The sequence below is a fragment of the Pseudomonas sp. ME-P-057 genome (assembly GCF_030208975.1).
Lineage (GTDB): Bacteria > Pseudomonadota > Gammaproteobacteria > Pseudomonadales > Pseudomonadaceae > Aquipseudomonas > Aquipseudomonas lutea.
In genome coordinates this window covers 1-15,837 of record NZ_JARVSX010000058.1, presented here as the reverse complement: position 1 = coordinate 15,837, position 15,837 = coordinate 1, and the positions used below count along the sequence as shown (strand labels likewise).

General features: G+C 62.9%; 13 protein-coding genes. 3 read left to right on the top strand and 10 right to left on the bottom strand.

Going from position 1 to position 15,837, the window contains the following annotated elements; genetic code table 11:
* Positions 1 to 245: 245 nt before the first annotated feature.
* Complete coding sequence (locus QRN48_RS25025; RefSeq protein WP_191945275.1) at positions 246 to 1,799, bottom strand: UxaA family hydrolase; 1,554 nt, start codon at positions 1,797 to 1,799, stop codon at positions 246 to 248.
* A 211-nt stretch (positions 1,800 to 2,010) separates the two neighbouring features.
* Complete coding sequence (locus QRN48_RS25020; protein WP_285354081.1) at positions 2,011 to 2,988, bottom strand: LysR family transcriptional regulator; 978 nt, start codon at positions 2,986 to 2,988, stop codon at positions 2,011 to 2,013.
* A gap of 214 nt (positions 2,989 to 3,202) precedes the next feature.
* On the opposite strand from QRN48_RS25020, the gene QRN48_RS25015 reads away from it, so the two are divergent.
* The 3 genes from QRN48_RS25015 (at position 3,203) to QRN48_RS25005 (ending at position 5,585) form a co-directional block, all read left to right on the top strand.
* Positions 3,203 to 4,516 carry an L-fuconate dehydratase gene (locus QRN48_RS25015; RefSeq protein WP_285354079.1) on the top strand — a complete coding sequence of 438 codons (1,314 nt, stop codon included), beginning with the start codon at positions 3,203 to 3,205 and terminating at the stop codon, positions 4,514 to 4,516.
* 293 nt (positions 4,517 to 4,809) lie between these two features.
* Positions 4,810 to 5,238, top strand: a complete 429-nt coding sequence (locus tag QRN48_RS25010) for a YidH family protein (RefSeq protein WP_191945278.1) — start codon at positions 4,810 to 4,812, stop codon at positions 5,236 to 5,238.
* On the top strand, positions 5,235 to 5,585 hold the full coding sequence (locus QRN48_RS25005) for a DUF202 domain-containing protein (protein ID WP_191945279.1): 351 nt from the start codon (positions 5,235 to 5,237) through the stop codon (positions 5,583 to 5,585). The genes QRN48_RS25010 and QRN48_RS25005 overlap by 4 nt, the downstream gene beginning before the upstream one ends.
* 329 nt (positions 5,586 to 5,914) lie before the next feature.
* Here QRN48_RS25005 and QRN48_RS25000 read toward each other — a convergent pair whose 3' ends face one another.
* The 8 genes from QRN48_RS25000 to dkgB form a co-directional block, all read right to left on the bottom strand.
* On the bottom strand, positions 5,915 to 7,510 hold the full coding sequence (locus QRN48_RS25000) for a gamma-glutamyltransferase family protein (protein ID WP_285354077.1): 1,596 nt from the start codon (positions 7,508 to 7,510) through the stop codon (positions 5,915 to 5,917).
* Between the two features lie 70 nt (positions 7,511 to 7,580).
* Positions 7,581 to 8,462, bottom strand: a complete 882-nt coding sequence (locus tag QRN48_RS24995; RefSeq protein WP_285354075.1) for an ABC transporter permease — start codon at positions 8,460 to 8,462, stop codon at positions 7,581 to 7,583.
* Positions 8,462 to 9,406: an ABC transporter permease gene (locus tag QRN48_RS24990; protein WP_037011865.1), complete on the bottom strand. Its 945-nt coding sequence runs from the start codon at positions 9,404 to 9,406 to the stop codon at positions 8,462 to 8,464. The genes QRN48_RS24995 and QRN48_RS24990 overlap by 1 nt, the downstream gene beginning before the upstream one ends.
* A 43-nt stretch (positions 9,407 to 9,449) precedes the next feature.
* The gene (locus QRN48_RS24985) at positions 9,450 to 10,949 is read right to left on the bottom strand and encodes an ABC transporter substrate-binding protein (RefSeq protein ID WP_037011863.1); all 1,500 of its coding nucleotides are present in this window, start codon (positions 10,947 to 10,949) and stop codon (positions 9,450 to 9,452) included.
* The gene (locus QRN48_RS24980; RefSeq protein WP_244653727.1) at positions 10,946 to 12,079 is read right to left on the bottom strand and encodes an ABC transporter ATP-binding protein; all 1,134 of its coding nucleotides are present in this window, start codon (positions 12,077 to 12,079) and stop codon (positions 10,946 to 10,948) included. The genes QRN48_RS24985 and QRN48_RS24980 overlap by 4 nt, the downstream gene beginning before the upstream one ends.
* Positions 12,076 to 13,080: an ABC transporter ATP-binding protein gene (locus QRN48_RS24975; protein ID WP_285354073.1), complete on the bottom strand. Its 1,005-nt coding sequence runs from the start codon at positions 13,078 to 13,080 to the stop codon at positions 12,076 to 12,078. Before QRN48_RS24975 ends, QRN48_RS24980 begins: the two co-directional genes overlap by 4 nt.
* Positions 13,077 to 13,814, bottom strand: coding sequence for a FadR/GntR family transcriptional regulator (locus tag QRN48_RS24970; protein WP_037011859.1), 738 nt, complete (start codon positions 13,812 to 13,814; stop codon positions 13,077 to 13,079). The genes QRN48_RS24975 and QRN48_RS24970 overlap by 4 nt, the downstream gene beginning before the upstream one ends.
* Positions 13,815 to 14,350: 536 nt before the next feature.
* A complete protein-coding gene (dkgB, locus tag QRN48_RS24965; RefSeq protein WP_285354070.1) occupies positions 14,351 to 15,154 on the bottom strand; it encodes a 2,5-didehydrogluconate reductase DkgB in 804 nt (267 codons plus the stop codon).
* Between the last annotated feature and the right edge of the window lie 683 nt (positions 15,155 to 15,837).

Genomic DNA, 15,837 nt, shown 5'->3' with positions numbered 1-15,837 from the left:
GACAAAGCTTCCCGGCTAAAGCCGGTCCTACCAAGCAAACGCAGGTCCTACAAGGCGAACGCACGTCTGAGTGGAGGACCGGCTTCAGCCGGGAAGGGGCCAGTGTGGGCACCCTCCATGTTGCGGTGTGACGACAAAGCTTCCCGGCTAAAGCCGGTCCTACCAAGCAAACGCAGGTCCTACCAAGCAAACGCAGGTCACACTTGGTGCTCCAGGCTAAAGCCTGTCCTGCCAGCTGCTCGCGGTCAGGTCACTGCGCCAATGTGCCAGGGCACGAATTCGTTCTGGCCGTAACCGTGCTGCTCGCTCTTGCTGCGGGCACCGGAGGCGATATCCAGCATCATCTGGAACACGTAGGCGCCACGCTCCTCGATGGTGGTCGTGCCCTCGGCGATCCCGCCGCAATTGACGTCCATGTCCTCCTGCTGAAATTCGAAGACGCGGTTGTTGGTCGCCAGCTTGATCGACGGCGTCGGCGCGCAGCCATAGGCCGAACCGCGCCCGGTGGTGAACGCGATCAGGTTGGCGCCACCGGCCACCTGGCCGGTGGCTGAAACCGGGTCGTAGCCAGGGGTGTCCATGAACACCAGCCCTTGGGCGCGTACCGCTTCGGCGTATTCATAAACGCCCATGAGATTGGTCGAGCCCGCTTTTGCTACCGCGCCGAGGGACTTTTCCAGAATGGTCGTTAGCCCGCCGGCCTTGTTGCCAGCGGAAGGGTTGTTGTTCAGCTCGGCGTTCATGCGCTGGCAGTAGTCTTCCCACCAGTGAATCCGCTGCACCAGTTTTTCGCCGATGGCCTGGCTTGCGGCACGACGCGTCAGCAAGTGCTCTGCGCCGTAGATTTCCGGCGTCTCGGACAGGATTGCCGTGCCGCCCGCCGCGACCAGCCGATCCACCGCATTGCCCAGTGCCGGGTTGGCCGTGATCCCGGAATAACCGTCCGAGCCGCCACATTGCAGGCCGACGATCAGATGTCGGGCACTGACCGTCTCCCGGGTGATCTGGTTGGCTTGGGGCAGCAGCGACTGCACCTGTTCGATGCCACTGGCGATGGTCTTCGACGTGCCGCCAGTGCCCTGAATCGTGAACGCGCGCAACTGATCGCTGGCTTTGAGGCCCTGGCTGTCAAGCATGTCCTGAATCTGATTGGTCTCGCAGCCCAGCCCCACCACCAGCACGGCGGCAAAATTGGGATGGACGGCATATCCACCCAGGGTCCGGCGCAACAGGTCGATGGCTTCGCCTTTGGAATCGATGGCGCAACCGGAGCCGTGGGTCAGCGCGACCACGCCATCAACATTGGGATAAGCGGCCAGAGCTTCGGGGAAAATATCGCGACGAAAACGGTCGGCGATGGCCTTGGCGACGGTTGCCGAACAGTTAACCGAGGTCAGGATGCCGATGTAATTGCGAGTGGCAACGCGTCCGTCGGCGCGCACGATGCCCTGGAAAAAGGCCTCGGTCTTCGGCGTGTCGTGGGCGTCTACGCCGTAGGCATAGTCACGGGAGAAATCGCCCATCTCGACGTTATGCACATGCACATGCTCGCCGGGATCGATGGGCTGTGAGGCGAAGCCGATGATTTGCCCATAGCGCCGCAGCGGCTGGCCCTGCTCGACACGTACCGTCGCGACCTTGTGCCCGGAAGGAACGGGCTGGGAAACAGTCACATGTTCCTCGTCCAGGTACGTGCCTTCACTCAGCGCCTGCCGAGCGATCAGCACGTTATCGAGAGGGTTGAGGCGGATAAACAGCGCGCTGCTGTCGAACGCGGGCGTTTTGGCGATGAGTTCCATGCAGCCTCTCATGACGGTCTTGGCCTGCATCAACAGTGCGACGCTCCTCCAGTACGGGAAGCGGCATCGTTGCCGGCCACTTATTGTTATTCGGAAAGCGGGAGCCATGCGGCGCCCGCGGGTCGGTGACGGCCCTGTCCTGTTTCAGCCACTCTATGAAGCCGTCATGCAATTTCCCAATGAAAGGTTTCGATTGCGTGATAACTCAGGGTTATCGATTTGCGACGTCATCTGAGGATTTAAGAAACGTCAGAAAGGCCTTCAACGCGGCCGACGCCGGCCTTGCCTTGGACGTCAGCAACCCGAGATTAGCCATGCTCAGCGGCAGTTCGACCGGCAAAATGGCGATCATCCCATAGCGTGCGTAGTGTTCGGCAACGTCGTTGGGCACGACGGCGATCATGTCCGATGACTCCAGCATCGCCGTGGTGGCCAGAATCGAACGGGTCTCGATGATGTCCAGCGGCTCGATAAGCTGCGCGGCCTGCAGCGCATGTTCGACCTGGCGCCGCATGGGGCTGCCGATGGGGTGGAGGATCCAGGTCAGCGGCGCCAGCGCTGCCAGCGTAAGGCCCGCCTGCCCCAGCGTGTCGAGTTGAGCCAAGGGATGCTGGGGGCGGGCAATGATGCGCATGCGCTCACCCTGTTCAAACAGCTGAATATCCAGGCCTTTGCCATCGAGTTGATCGGGCAGCCTGCCCAGTACCACATCGAAGTCGCCGCGAATCAATGCGGGCAGCAGCTCATCACTGGTGCCGACGTCCAGGGCGATGCGCACTTTCGGGTGCGCGGCCTTGAACGCCAGCACGCCTCGGGTGAGCAGTGTCGGCACGGGGCCCATGACCGTGCCGATGCGCACCATCCCCGTGGCCCCGCGCGCCAGTTCGGCCAGTTGCGCTTCGGCGTATTCGAACTCGTGAAGTGCGCCCCGGGCGTACCGAATCATGACTTCACCGAACGCCGTCGGCTGCATGCCACGGGGCAAGCGCTCGAACAGTTGCACGCCGAGACGTTCCTCCAGTTGTTGCAGCAACAGGCTGGCGGCCGGTTGGGTGGTGTGGATGGCGCTGGCCGCCTTGCGCAGGTTGCCCAATTCGCCCAGTGCGTTGAGCAGCGCAATCTGCCGGCTGGAGATTTTTAGCGTGGGATACGTGCCGGGCATGGGTGGGGCAGGGGAGGCGTCTGACATATCGGATTTGATATCGATGATTAGGATTTGGCGATTATGCCTGTATCGCGCAGGGGCCTACAGTCAGTCTTCAGACGGCGCACAGCTGTAGGAGCGCGCTTGCCCGCGAACTCGTTATTTATGCCGCCACCGCTTCGGAGGATATCCAAGCCTCTTCGCGAGCCACCGCTCTCCCACACGTCCGCGTCAGTGCCCCTAACAAGAAGAGCCCACCATGCAGATCACCTCCATTTCCGTACGCGATATCCGCTTCCCCACCTCTTTGTCCCTCGATGGCTCAGATGCGATGAACAGCGCGCCGGACTATTCGGCGGCCTACGTTGTGCTGCACACCGATTCTGCCGAAGGCCTTGAGGGCCATGGCCTGACGTTCACCATCGGGCGTGGCAACGAGATTTGCGCCGCAGCGATTCACTCCCTCGCGCCATGTGTCGTCGGGCTGAGCCTGGAATCGATCATTGCCGACATGGGCGCGTTCTGGCACGGCATCACCGCCGGCGACAGCCAGTTGCGCTGGCTGGGCCCGGAAAAAGGCGTGATTCATCTCGCCACGGCGGCGCTGGTCAATGCGGTTTGGGACCTTTGGGCCAAAGCCGAGGGCAAGCCGGTCTGGAGACTGCTGGCGGACATGAGCCCCGAGCAATTGGTCAAATGCCTGGATTTCAGCTACGTCACCGACGCCATCACCCCCGAAGAGGCCATCGCCTTGCTGCGCCGACGCTTGCCAGGCAAGGCCGGGCGCGAGGCCCAGATGCTTGAGGAAGGCTATCCGGGTTACACCACGGCGCCCGGGTGGCTGGGTTATTCGGAAGAGAAGATGCGCCGTCTCGCCCGCGAGGCAGTGGCTGACGGCTGGACCCACATCAAGCAGAAGATCGGCACCGATATCGAAGAAGACTTGCGCCGCGCCGCGATATTGCGCGACGAACTCGGCCCGGAGCGCACGCTGATGATGGACGCCAATCAGGTGTGGAGCGTCGATCAGTCGATCAGCAACATGCGTCGGTTGGCCGCGTTTGAACCTTGGTGGATTGAGGAACCGACCCATCCCGATGACATTCTGGGTCACGCGACCATACGCAAGCGCATCGCGCCCATCGGTGTGGCGACCGGCGAACACTGCCACAATCGGGTGATGTTCAAGCAGATGTTCCAGGCCGGCGCGCTAGACTTCTGTCAGCTTGACGCGGCACGGCTGGGTGGGCTCAACGAAGTCTTGATCGTGCTGCTGATGGCGGCGAAATACGACATCCCGGTGTGCCCGCACGGTGGCGGCGTGGGGTTGTGTGAATACGTGCAGAACATCTCGATCTTCGATTACATCGCGGTGTCCGGTTCGCTGGACAAGCGCGTGCTCGAATACGTCGATCACCTGCACGAGCACTTCCTCGATCCGGTGGTTATCCGTCGTGGCCGGTACATGCCGCCACAACGGCCGGGCTACAGCATCGAGATGCACGCGGAGACGCTGGAGCGGTATCAGTTTCCCGATGGCGCGGTGTGGGTGGAGCTGGCAAACAACCGCTGATCCAGACACCAGGGCCCGGGGTCTCTCTGGCGGCCAGCTTTCGTGGGGTGGATACCAATCATGTGGGAGTGAGCTTGCTCACGAAGATACCGGCACTTGCGCCGAATTTTCTGAAAGCCGCTTTCGCGAGCAAGCTCACTCCCACAGGGGCGTTAGCGCCTCAGATACCGGCGACACCTCTCTGCGGTTGAGACGTGCGCAGCGGCAACAGACAATTCCATGTCGCTGCGAATGCGGGCCTTCACCGCGCATGACCGGTATGATCCGTCGCATCTACCCGACCACGGTGCGACATGAATTCCCCCGAGCCCGGCAACGTCACTCCTCCCGCCAGCGCACCTGTCACGCCGCCCGAGCGAGGGCGGGTGTCGGCGTCACTGCTCGGCGGCGGTTGCGAACCTGACCCACGCTTCACCCTTGCCAACGAACGCACGTTCCTCGCCTGGATCCGCACGGCGCTGGCGTTTCTGGCCGGCGGCATTGCGGTAGAGGCGTTCACCAGCGATGTGTTTACCCCGGGTTTGCGTCGGGGCGTTGCCTTGTCGCTGCTGGTGCTGGCGTTACTGGTCAGCGCCAGTGCTTGCCTGCGCTGGCTGAAAGTCGAGCGGGCGATGCGTCAGCGTAAACCGCTGCCTTTGCCGGTGCTGGTGCCGATTCTGTCGTTGGGCGGAGCCTTGGTGGCGGCGGGGCTGATTGTCTTCCTGATCAACGGCGCGTCGTGATTCGTCGCGGTCATCCCGTGTCGTCACGGCCGTTGCGCCACGACGATCCCGGCCTGCAACCCGAACGCACCTTGCTGGCCTGGCGCCGGACGCTGTTGACGCTGATCGGCGTGTGCCTGCTGTTCCTGCGCTGGATTCCGCCGTTTGGCTTGATGGCGCTGCTGCCGATCATGGTTTCGCTGGTCGCAGCCATGCTGATCCAGATCGGCCTCAACGCACGCTACCGCAAAAGCGCGAAAGGCATGACCCAAGAGCGCATCCCCGCGCCGCTGCGCGAGGTCGCGGCGCTGGGTTGCACGGTAATGGTGTTGAGCGTGGTGGCGATTGTTGCAGTCGTGTCCGGCTGACCAGGCCGATCAGCCGAGCGCAGTCACTGTAGGAGCGCGCTTGCCCGCGAACGGGATTCCGCAGGATCCGGCTTGCTGGCGAATGACCGATCTGTAGGAGCCGGCTTGCTGGCGAAGGCGTCGAATCAGTCGATCTCAACGTCGCTGAGTCACCGCCATCGTCCGGATGCGGCCCAGACCAAGCTCACTCCCACAGTTTTCGCGTTGGCCTCACCGCGCACGTCGACAGGATATGCGCCGATCCGTAGGAGCCGGCTTGCTGGCGAATGGGGCTAGGGGGCTGATTTATTTACAGCGTTTCATCGTAAATAAATCAGTCCCCGGGTGAATCAATAAGCCGCAACCAACCCATCCTTCCTCGGGTCCGTCCCGCCCACATACCCATGGGCCGTGCGCTGGATGATCTGCGCGCCACCAAAGGCGAATACACCGCTCGGGTCTTCGATTTCCACGTCATGGCCTTTGGCGCGCAGCGCTTGGATGACCTGCGGATCAAACGACCGCTCCACCGCGACCTTCAGACCGGACTCGATCCGCCACCGCGGCGCATCGGCGGCGGCCTGCGGGTTCTGCTTATAACGCAGAATGCGCAGCATCATCTGCAGATGCCCCTGGGCCTGCATCGGCCCGCCCATCAGGCCGAACGACATCAGCGGCGTGCCGTCGGCGTTCATTACAAAGCCCGGAATGATGGTGTGGAATGGCCGCTTGCCTGGCGCAACGGTGTTGACGTGATCAGGGTCCAGGGTGAAACCCGCGCCGCGATTCTGCAGGCTGATGCCCGTGCCCGGCACCACTACGCCGGAACCGAAACCCATGTAGTTCGACTGGATAAACGAGACCATCATGCCGCTCTCGTCAGCCGCCGAAAGATACACGGTGCCGCCAGGCTTCGGCGCGCCGTGCAGTGGGTCCTGCGCCTGCTCGCCGACCAGCGCCGCGCGGTCACGCAGGTAAGCCGGGTCGAGCATGTGCTCGGCGGCGACGCGCATGTGGTCATTATCGGTCACATGCTGATTGAGGTCGGCCAGCGCCAGCTTCATCGCCTCCAGCACCGGGTGCACGGTTTCAGCGCTGTCCACGGGCTGGTCGCCAACGCCCAGCGCTTCGAGCATGCCCAACCCCGCGAGTGTGGCGATGCCCTGGCCATTGGGTGGCAGCTCGTGGACCATCGCGCCGGCGTACGGCACCGACAGGGTGTCGATCCAGTCCACGCGATGGTTCGCCAGGTCATCAAGACTCATGACGCTGCCATTGGCATTGGCGTGGTTGATCATCGCCTCCGCCAGCTCGCCGCGATAGAACGCCTCACCCTTGGTTTGAGCAATCAGCTCCAGCGTTTTCGCGTGATCCCTGAGCGCGACCTTTTCGCCAGCCTTCGGCGCCTTGCCGCCCTGCAAAAAGCACTCGGCAAAACCCGGTTGATCCTTGAGCAACGCCGCACCCCGACGCCACAATTCGGCGATGATCGGCGTGACCTGATAACCGTCGCGCGCATAGCTAATCGCCGGGGCCGCAAGCGTGGCGAAGGGCAGCTTGCCGTAGCGTTCGGACAACGCGACCCAGGCCGATACCGCGCCCGGCACCGTCACCGAGGGCCAACCGCGCTGGGGCATATCCTGCTGACCGGCGAAGTACTCGGGGGTCCAGCCCTGGGGCGAACGACCGGATGCGTTCAAGCCTTGCAGGGTCTTGCCGTCCCAAACGATGGCAAAGGCATCGCTGCCGATGCCGCAACCGGTGGGTTCGACGACCGTCAGCACCATGGCGGCGGCGATGGCGGCATCAACGGCGTTGCCGCCCTGACGCAGCATGTCCAGCCCTGCCTGTGCGGCCAGCGGTTGTGAGCAGGCGACCATGTTGTTGCCCATCACCGGCGAGCGGGCGGACGCGTAAGGTTGGCTGTAATCCAGATCATCGAACATGCAGTCGTCTCTTCTTGGCAATTGATCGGTAGTAAGGGCGCAGCTTTCGGGCCGGTGGGCCTCAAAGCTGTCAGCTTTTCGGATCGAGGGCGTCACGCAGCCCGTCACCCAGCAGGTTGAAGCACAGCACCGTGATGTAGATCGCCACACCCGGCGCGATGGACATCCACGGCGCCTGCTCCATGAAGTTCTTCGCCGTGTTGAGCATCGAACCCCAGGACGGCGAGGGCGGTTGCTGACCCAGGCCGAGAAACGACAGGCTCGCTTCCGCCAGGATCGCCGAGGCGATGGTCAGGGTCGCTTGCACCACCAGCGGCGACAACACGTTCGGCAACACATAGCGCAGGATGATCCAGCGATCCGGCAGGCCGATGGCGCGGGCGCCTTCCAGGTAATCTTCGTGACGGATCGCCAGCACCTGGCCGCGGGTCAGACGCGCGAAAATCGGCATCGCCGACAGCCCGATGGCGATCATCGCGTTGGTCAGGCTCGGGCCGAGAAACGCGCCCAAGGCAATGGCCAGCACCAGAAAAGGACATGACAGCAGCGCTTCCATGATGCGAGAAATCACTGCATCCAGCTTGCCACCGAAGTACCCGGCCAACAGGCCCAACGGCACGCCGATGACCATGGCGATTGCTACCGAAACGCCGCCGGCCAGCAATGAACTGCGCGCCCCCCAGAGCAGGCGCGAAAACAGGTCACGGCCCAGCTCATCCGTGCCTAGCCAGTAGATCAGCGAAGGCGCCTTGCGCACGGCGAGGAAGTTGGCCTTGAGCGGGTCATGGGGTGCGATCCACGGCGCCAGCAGCGCCGCAAGAACGAATACCATCAGCACGACCGCTCCGACCAGCGCGCCTTTGTTGGCGAGAAACTTCTTCACGAACGGCGAACGCGTGCGGGGTTTAAGCGACTCTTTTGGAGCCACAACAGGATGGGCCAGCGAAGTCATCAGGCAGTCCTCAGGCGCGGATTGATCAGGCGATACAGCACGTCGGCCAGCAAATTGAGCAGCAGAAAACCGATCGCCACGCACAGCACCACGCCTTGCACCACGGCGTAATCGCGATTGAACACAGCATCAACGATCATCTTGCCGAAGCCCGGAATGCTGAACACTTGCTCGGTCAACACCGCACCGCCGAGCAATTCGCCAAACAGCAGCGTGGTCAGCGTGACGATGGGCATCAGCGCATTGCGCAGGGCGTGCTTCAAAATCACCGTGCGCGGGAACAGACCCTTGGCCCGCGCGGTGCGCACGTAATCGGCGCGCAGCACTTCGAGCATCGCGCTGCGGGTGTGGCGCATCAGCACGCCTGACAACCCGGCGCCCAGCACGAAGGCCGGCAGGATCAGGGTCTTCAGGTTCTGCCCGACGTCTTCACCCAGCGGCACGAAGCCCGAGGCCGGAAGCCATTGCAGTTTCACGGCGAAGATCATGATCAACAGAATGCCCAGCCAGAAGTGAGGAATGGAGATCCCCGACAGGGCGAACACGTTGGCGGCGTAGTCCACCGACGTGCCCTTGCGCACCGCAGAAATGACCCCGGTGGGAATGCCGATCACCAGTGCAATGATCAGCGCCAGCACTGCCAGCTCGATGGTCACCGGCAGCTTCGACGCCAGCAGCACGGTCACCGGTTGCTCGGTGCGCAACGAGGTGCCGAAGTCGCCCTGCAGGACATTGCCGACCCAGTGCACGTATTGCAGCGGCAGCGGGTCGTTGAGCCGGTATTTCTCGCGCAGGTATTCCATGACCGCGGGGTCGCGCTCCTCCCCCGCCATGGCCTGCACCGGGTCACCCGGCAACAGCTTTTGCAGGGTGAAGACGAACAGCGAAACCAGAATCAGCGTCGGAATAGCACTGAGCAGGCGTCGCAGGATGAATGTCAGCATGACGAGTCCTCGCGGCCGAAGCGGTTATCCACGCGTGCCGTTGTCATTTGAAAGCGACGTTGTTCAGGCGAATCAAACCATCGGGGTTGGGCACGAAACCGGTGAGGTTGCTGCGCATGGCGATGATTCGCGGATCGAAGTACAGGTAGCTGGTAGGCACGTCTTCGGCCAGCAGGCGCAGGGCCTCGAAATAAAGCGCCTGACGCTGGGCCTGATCGTTCACAGTGCGGGCCTTGTTCAGCAGCTCGTCGAGTTTCGGGTCGCAGAAATGGCCGTCGTTCTGGCCGCCCTTGCAGGTCACGAACTGATGGATATCGCCGTCCGGGTCCGGGCGGCCCGACCAGGCGCTCATGCCGATCTGAAAGTTGCCCGCCTGTTGCTCGCTGAGCAGCGTGGCGTATTCAGTCGCGATCAGATTGACCTTGAAGCCGGCTTCCTCAGCCATCGCCTGAATGATCTGGCCGACCTGCTGGGCGATAGGGTTGTTGGCCACCTTCAGTTCGACGCTGACCGGGGTTTTGACGCCGGCTTCGGCAAGCAGCTTCTTGCTGGCCTCGACATCGCGGGTCGGCAGCGGCAGGTCCTTGTCGTAATACGGGCTGTTTTTCGGGAACGGCTGGGCGCTCGGGGCGTAGAGGCCTTCAAACACCACCTGATTGATCGCGTCGCGGTCGATGGCCAGTTCGAAGGCCTTGCGCACGCGCTTGTCCTTCCCCAGCGGATTGTTGGCCTTGTCGCCGTTATTGGTGTTGTACATCAGCTGCATGTAGCCCAGCCCCGGCGTGCTGAACACCTGCACATGGCTGTCGGCTTTAGCGGTCTTGACGTCGGTGGGTGCGACGCGCTCGATGATGTCCAGGTCGCCTGAGCGCAGGTTGGCCAGGCGCACCGAGGTGTCAGGAATCGGCAGAAAAATCACCTTGTCGAAGTGGTAGGCCTGCTTGTTCCAGTAGTTGTCGAAGCGCTCCAGCACGATGCGATCCTGCTGCACGCGCTGCACGAACTTGTACGGCCCGGAACACACCGGTTTCGAGGCCACGTCGGTTGCAGAGGCCTTTGGCGCGAGCATCATCCCGGCGCGGTCCGACAGCTGCGAGATCAGCGTTGCGTCGGGTTGCTTGACCTTGATCGCCACGGTCTTCGCATCAATCACGTCCACGCTTTCCACCGAGGCCAGCTCACTTTTGCGCAGCGAATCGGGGAGGGTGCGCGCGCGGTCGAGGTTGAATTTCACGGCGGCGGCGTCGAAGACCTCGCCGTCGTGGAAGGTCACGCCGTCGCGCAGGGTCATGGTCAGCGTCTTGCCGTCTTCGCTCCAGTTCCAGGCCGTGGCCAGTTGCGGCACAAAGGTCAGGTCGGGATTGACGTCCACCAGCTTGTCGCACAGCGCGGTGTAGACCAGGCGCCCGGAGTAGGTGCGCGAGCGGTGCGGGTCGAGCATGTCAGGGTCATCCTGAATGCCGATGCGCAGGGTGGTTTCGGCGACAGCCGCATTCGCAGCGAGCAGCAACAACGTGGTTGTCATCAGGTGGGCGAACTTCATGGCTGACTCTCCAGAGAAAGGGCTTGATGGCTTTTGAACAGATTGAGGCGTTGGCTATAGGCGGCGCTGGGCGCCGGTACGATCAGCGAACCGGCGCCGGCATTGGCGATTTCGCGCCAGAAGTGGCAGGCCACCTGGCGGCCCGGCTCGACCGTTTCAAACACCGGCTTCACCTCGCGGCACAGCGCTTTGGCATGCGGACAACGGGTGTGAAAACGGCAGCCGGACGGCGGCTTGCTCGGGCTTGGCATGTCGCCGCCGAGCAGCGGCCGCGGGCGACGTAAATCGGGGTGGCTGACCGGCACGGCGGCCATCAGCGCCTGGGTGTAGGGATGAAAAGGCGTTTCGAACAACGCGTTGACCGGCGCCAGCTCGACGATCTCGCCCAGGTACATCACCGCCACGCGATCACTCATGTGACGGATCACCGCCAGGCCGTGGGCGACGATCAACAGGGTCAGGCCGAACTGGTGCTTGAGGTCTTCCAGCAGATTAACGACCTGCGCCTGCACCGAGACGTCCAGCGCGGAGACCGGTTCGTCGCCCAGAATCAGCCGTGGCTCCGACGCCAGCGCGCGGGCAATGCCGATGCGCTGACGCTGACCACCGGAAAACTCATGGGGGAAACGACTGCCGTGCTCAGGCGCCAGGCCGACCGTGCGCAGTAGCTCGGCGACTTTGTCCTGGCGTGCGCTGCGGCTGTCGTCACGGTGCAGCCAGATAGGCTCGCCGATGATCGATTCGACGCTCATGCGCGGATTCAGCGAGGCGAACGGGTCCTGAAAAATGATCTGCAAATCGCGGCGCACTTGGCGCAGTTTGTCAGCGGGCAGATTGCCCAGATTGCGACCTTCATAAATCACGTCGCCCGCAGTGGGCTTGAGCAGGTTCAGGAGGACTCGGCCCAACGTCGATTTGCCCGAGCCCGATTCACCCACCAAGGCCAGGGTTTCGCCCCGACGCACCGCCAGCGAGACTTCATTGACAGCTTGCACGGGCGGCTTTTTGCGCTGCAGGAACCCGGCTTCGCTGTAGAAGTGCTTGCTGACTGCGATGCTTTCAAGAATCGGCTTCTCAACCGCAGCCGCTGCGATTCCGGCCTGGATCATGTTCTCGACTGGCCTGCTCATGCACTGACTCCCACATGCTGTTCAAGTGGCGCGCGGATGCACGCGGCGAAATGCCCGGCCGAGATTTCCAGCAACGGCGGGCGCGCTTCGCGGCAGGCGGCGATCACGAATGGGCAACGGCTGGCAAAGCGGCAACTCGCCGGCATTTCGGCCGGGGTGGGCACGCGGCCGTTAATGGTGGCCAGACGGCCTTCGCGTGGACCGACCGAAGGCATCGAGCCCATTAAACCGATGGTGTACGGGTGCTGCGGGTCGTCGAAGAGGGTTTCCACCGAGCCGCTTTCCACCACGCGCCCGGCGTACATCACCATGACCTCGTCGGCCACCTCGGCGACCACGCCCAGGTCGTGGGTGATGAGGATCATCGAGGTGCCGGTTTCGGCCTGAAGGCTGGCGACCAGCGAGAGAATTTGCGCCTGTATGGTCACGTCCAGCGCGGTGGTGGGTTCGTCGGCGATGATCAGCGCCGGGTCGTTGGCCAGCGCCATGGCGATCATCGCGCGCTGGCGCATGCCGCCGGACAGCTCGTGAGGGTAGGCGTCGAGGCGCTGAACCGCGTCGGGCACACGGACCTTCTCCAGCATCTGTAATGCGCGCTGGCGGGCGGCGCTGGCGGACAGCCCCTGATGGCGGGTCACGCTCTCGGCGATCTGATCGCCAATGGTGAACACTGGGTTGAGCGAGGTCATCGGCTCCTGAAAGATCATCGCCATGCGGTTGCCACGCACGTCCAGCAGGCGCTCATCGGACATGCCCAGCAACGCTTCGCCCAGCAGGCCGGAAGCGCTGGCCTGGACGGTCGCGGTGTCGGGGAGCAGGCCCATCAGCGCCATGGACGTCACGCTTTTGCCGCAGCCAGACTCCCCGACGATGGCCAGGGTTTTACCCGGCTGGATGGCGAACGACACGCCGTCGACCACGTTGGCCGGCGCATCCTTGAAGCGCACGGTCAGGTCGCTGACGCTCAATACCGATTCATGTTTTTCGTGTGAAGCGCTCATACACTGGCCTCAAGGTCTTGCTGGATAACGTGATCAAGTGCTTGCTGCAGCGCCCGCAGGTGCCCACGCATGGCAGTGGCGGCCTTGGCCGGATCGCGGCTTTCAATGGCGCCGACGATGTCGTGGTGATCGTGGCTGTAGGTGCTCAAGCGGTCGGTGTTGCGGGCGCGCTGACGCAGATCGCGCCACGCCGGGTCCAGACGGATCGCGTCGAGCATTTCAAAGATGTCCAGCATCAGGCGGTTGCCAGCGGCTTCGGCGATGGCGCGGTGCAAGGCGCTGTCCCACAACTCGATGCCTTCGGCGTCGGGTTCGCTGGCGTGTTGCTGGTGGGTGGTGCGCTCGGTCAGGCGCCGCAGGATTGCCATCTGCTCACCGCTGGCGCGCAGGGCAGCCAGCGAGGCCAGCGCCGGCTCCAGATAGATGCGCGCTTCCATGACTTCGCTGAAATTGGTTCGGCTCGACAGCTTGGCAAAGCTCATCGCCGCGCTCGGCGGGGTAGGGCCGACAAACGTGCCTTTGCCCTGCCTGCGCCAGATATGCCCTTCAGCTTCAAGCACCGCCAGCGCGCGGCGAATGGCGCGGCGGCTGACGCCGAAATCCACCGCCAGGTCGCGCTCGGTCGGCAGTGGCCGCTGCGGAAACGCTGCTTGCTGGGCGACCATCTGGCGCAGCGCGTCGAGGGCCATTTTCGACGATGTGTCGTGCGTTGCGTCGGTGTCGATGCTGTCCATCTGCGTCCCTCGTCACGGGGTGAACCGGAGGCCAGGCGCTTGATCAAGCAAGGCCGGGCTAATGAGGACGAGTGCAATAGCGATGCCAATGAAAATTGGTTCACGGGCAAGGTCCGATGGCCGGGCTTGCGGCCAGGCGTGATCCCGCCGCAGCGGGCCAATCGGCAATGGTTCGGGAGTCTGGTTCGCGGGGAACGGCAGGATTGGTTCAGGCAGTAAGCGAACCAATTTCAGAGGCGGCGCCGACAGGGCGCCTGTTTATGGTTCGGGTGCGTTATTAGAGGGCGCCGAATGCAGAGCTCAGCGCTCAGCGCGGCGTTGTGGGAGTGTGGGATTGCGCTTTTTGCTGATTGCCCATCGTGGTCCAGCACACGCTGGCCACCGTGAGAGTGAGCTTGCTCGCGAAGACGGCCGTTCAACCCGTAAAGGTGTAGTGGGTTTACTGGCCTCTTCGCGAGCAAGCTCCCACCCACAAGTGCCTTACTTGAATCCAGGCAGCCGGGTGTCAGGGGATCATCCCTGGTCTAGTGCTGGCATCAATCCCACTGCGGCGCGAGGCTCGCCGGGCTGGTCAGGCGATGACCGCGGTCCAGCTGGGCAATCTGCGCCATGTCGTCGTCGCTCAGTTTGAGGTCCACGGCTTTGAGGTTGCTCTCCAGGTTCTCGCGCTTGGTCGACGATGGAATCACCGCATAACCGAGCTGCATGGCCCAGGCGAGCGTCACTTGTGCAGGGGTTGCGTTGTGGCGCTGGGCGATCTGACCAATCACCGGGTCTTTCAACACCTCACCGTAGGCCAGCGTCATGTACGAGGTGATCTTGATGCCGTGCTGTTTGGCGAATTCGGCCACCGTGCGATTTTGCAGGTACGGGTGCAACTCGATCTGGTTGGTGGCGATGTTTTCGGCACCGACCGCCGCGATGGCTTCTCCCATCAGCGCAACGGTGAAGTTGGAAATGCCGATTTCGCGGGTCAGGCCCTGCTGTTTGGCTTTCAGCAGCTCGCCCATGAATTCGGCGACGGGCACCTGGCCTTTGGGCGATGGCCAGTGGATCAGCGTCAGGTCAACGTGATCGGTCTTGAGCTTGGCCAGGCTCTCCTTGAGGCTCGGAATCAGCTTTTCGGCAGCGAAGTTGTCCGTCCAGATCTTGGTGGTGATGTACAGCTCGTCACGCGGCACGCCGCTCTGCTCGATGGCCTGACCGACTTCGGCTTCGTTGCCATAGATTTGAGCGGTGTCGATGACGCGATAGCCCAGCTCCAGGCCGGTGCTGACCGAGTTGATGACGACCTGATCTTTGAGGCGGAACGTGCCGAGGCCAAATGCGGGAACAGTCATAGGGGACTCCATGGTTCTGGTGGAAAAGGAACGGATCGGATGCCCAGTATCCCGTGCCGGACGGCGGCGAAAAACCGCGGCGCAGGCACGGGACTTTTGCCGGACGATCATCAATGCCATGGAGTTTGGGGCAGCGCTTGATCGCGATCGTTCAGTGGAATGTCGTGAGTGCAGCGCCTGAACCACCGCATTCGCCAGCAAGCCGGCTCCTACACCGGGTGTTGCGTTGGCCGATTTATCAAGGCAGGACACGGACCTGTAGGAGCCGGCTTGCTGGCGAAGGCGGTGGGTCAGGCGAAACGGATGACACAGGCAGATCGCATTCGCGGGCAAGCGCGCTCCTACGCCGGGTGTTGCGTTGGCCCATTTATCAAGGCAGGACACGGACCTGTAGGAGCCGGCTTGCTGGCGAACGCGGTGGGTCAGGCGAAATGGATGACACAGGCAGATCGCATTCGCGGGCAAGCGCGCTCCTACACCGGGTGTTGCGTTGGCCGATTTATCAAGGCAGGACACGGACCTGTAGGAGCCGGCTTGCTGGCGAACGCGGTGGGTCAGGCGAAATGGATGACATCGGCAGATCGCATTCGCCGGGAACCGCGCTCCTACACCGGGTGTTGCGTTAGCTGATTTATCAAGGCAGGACACGGACCTGTAGGAGCCGGCTTGCTGGCGAACGCGGT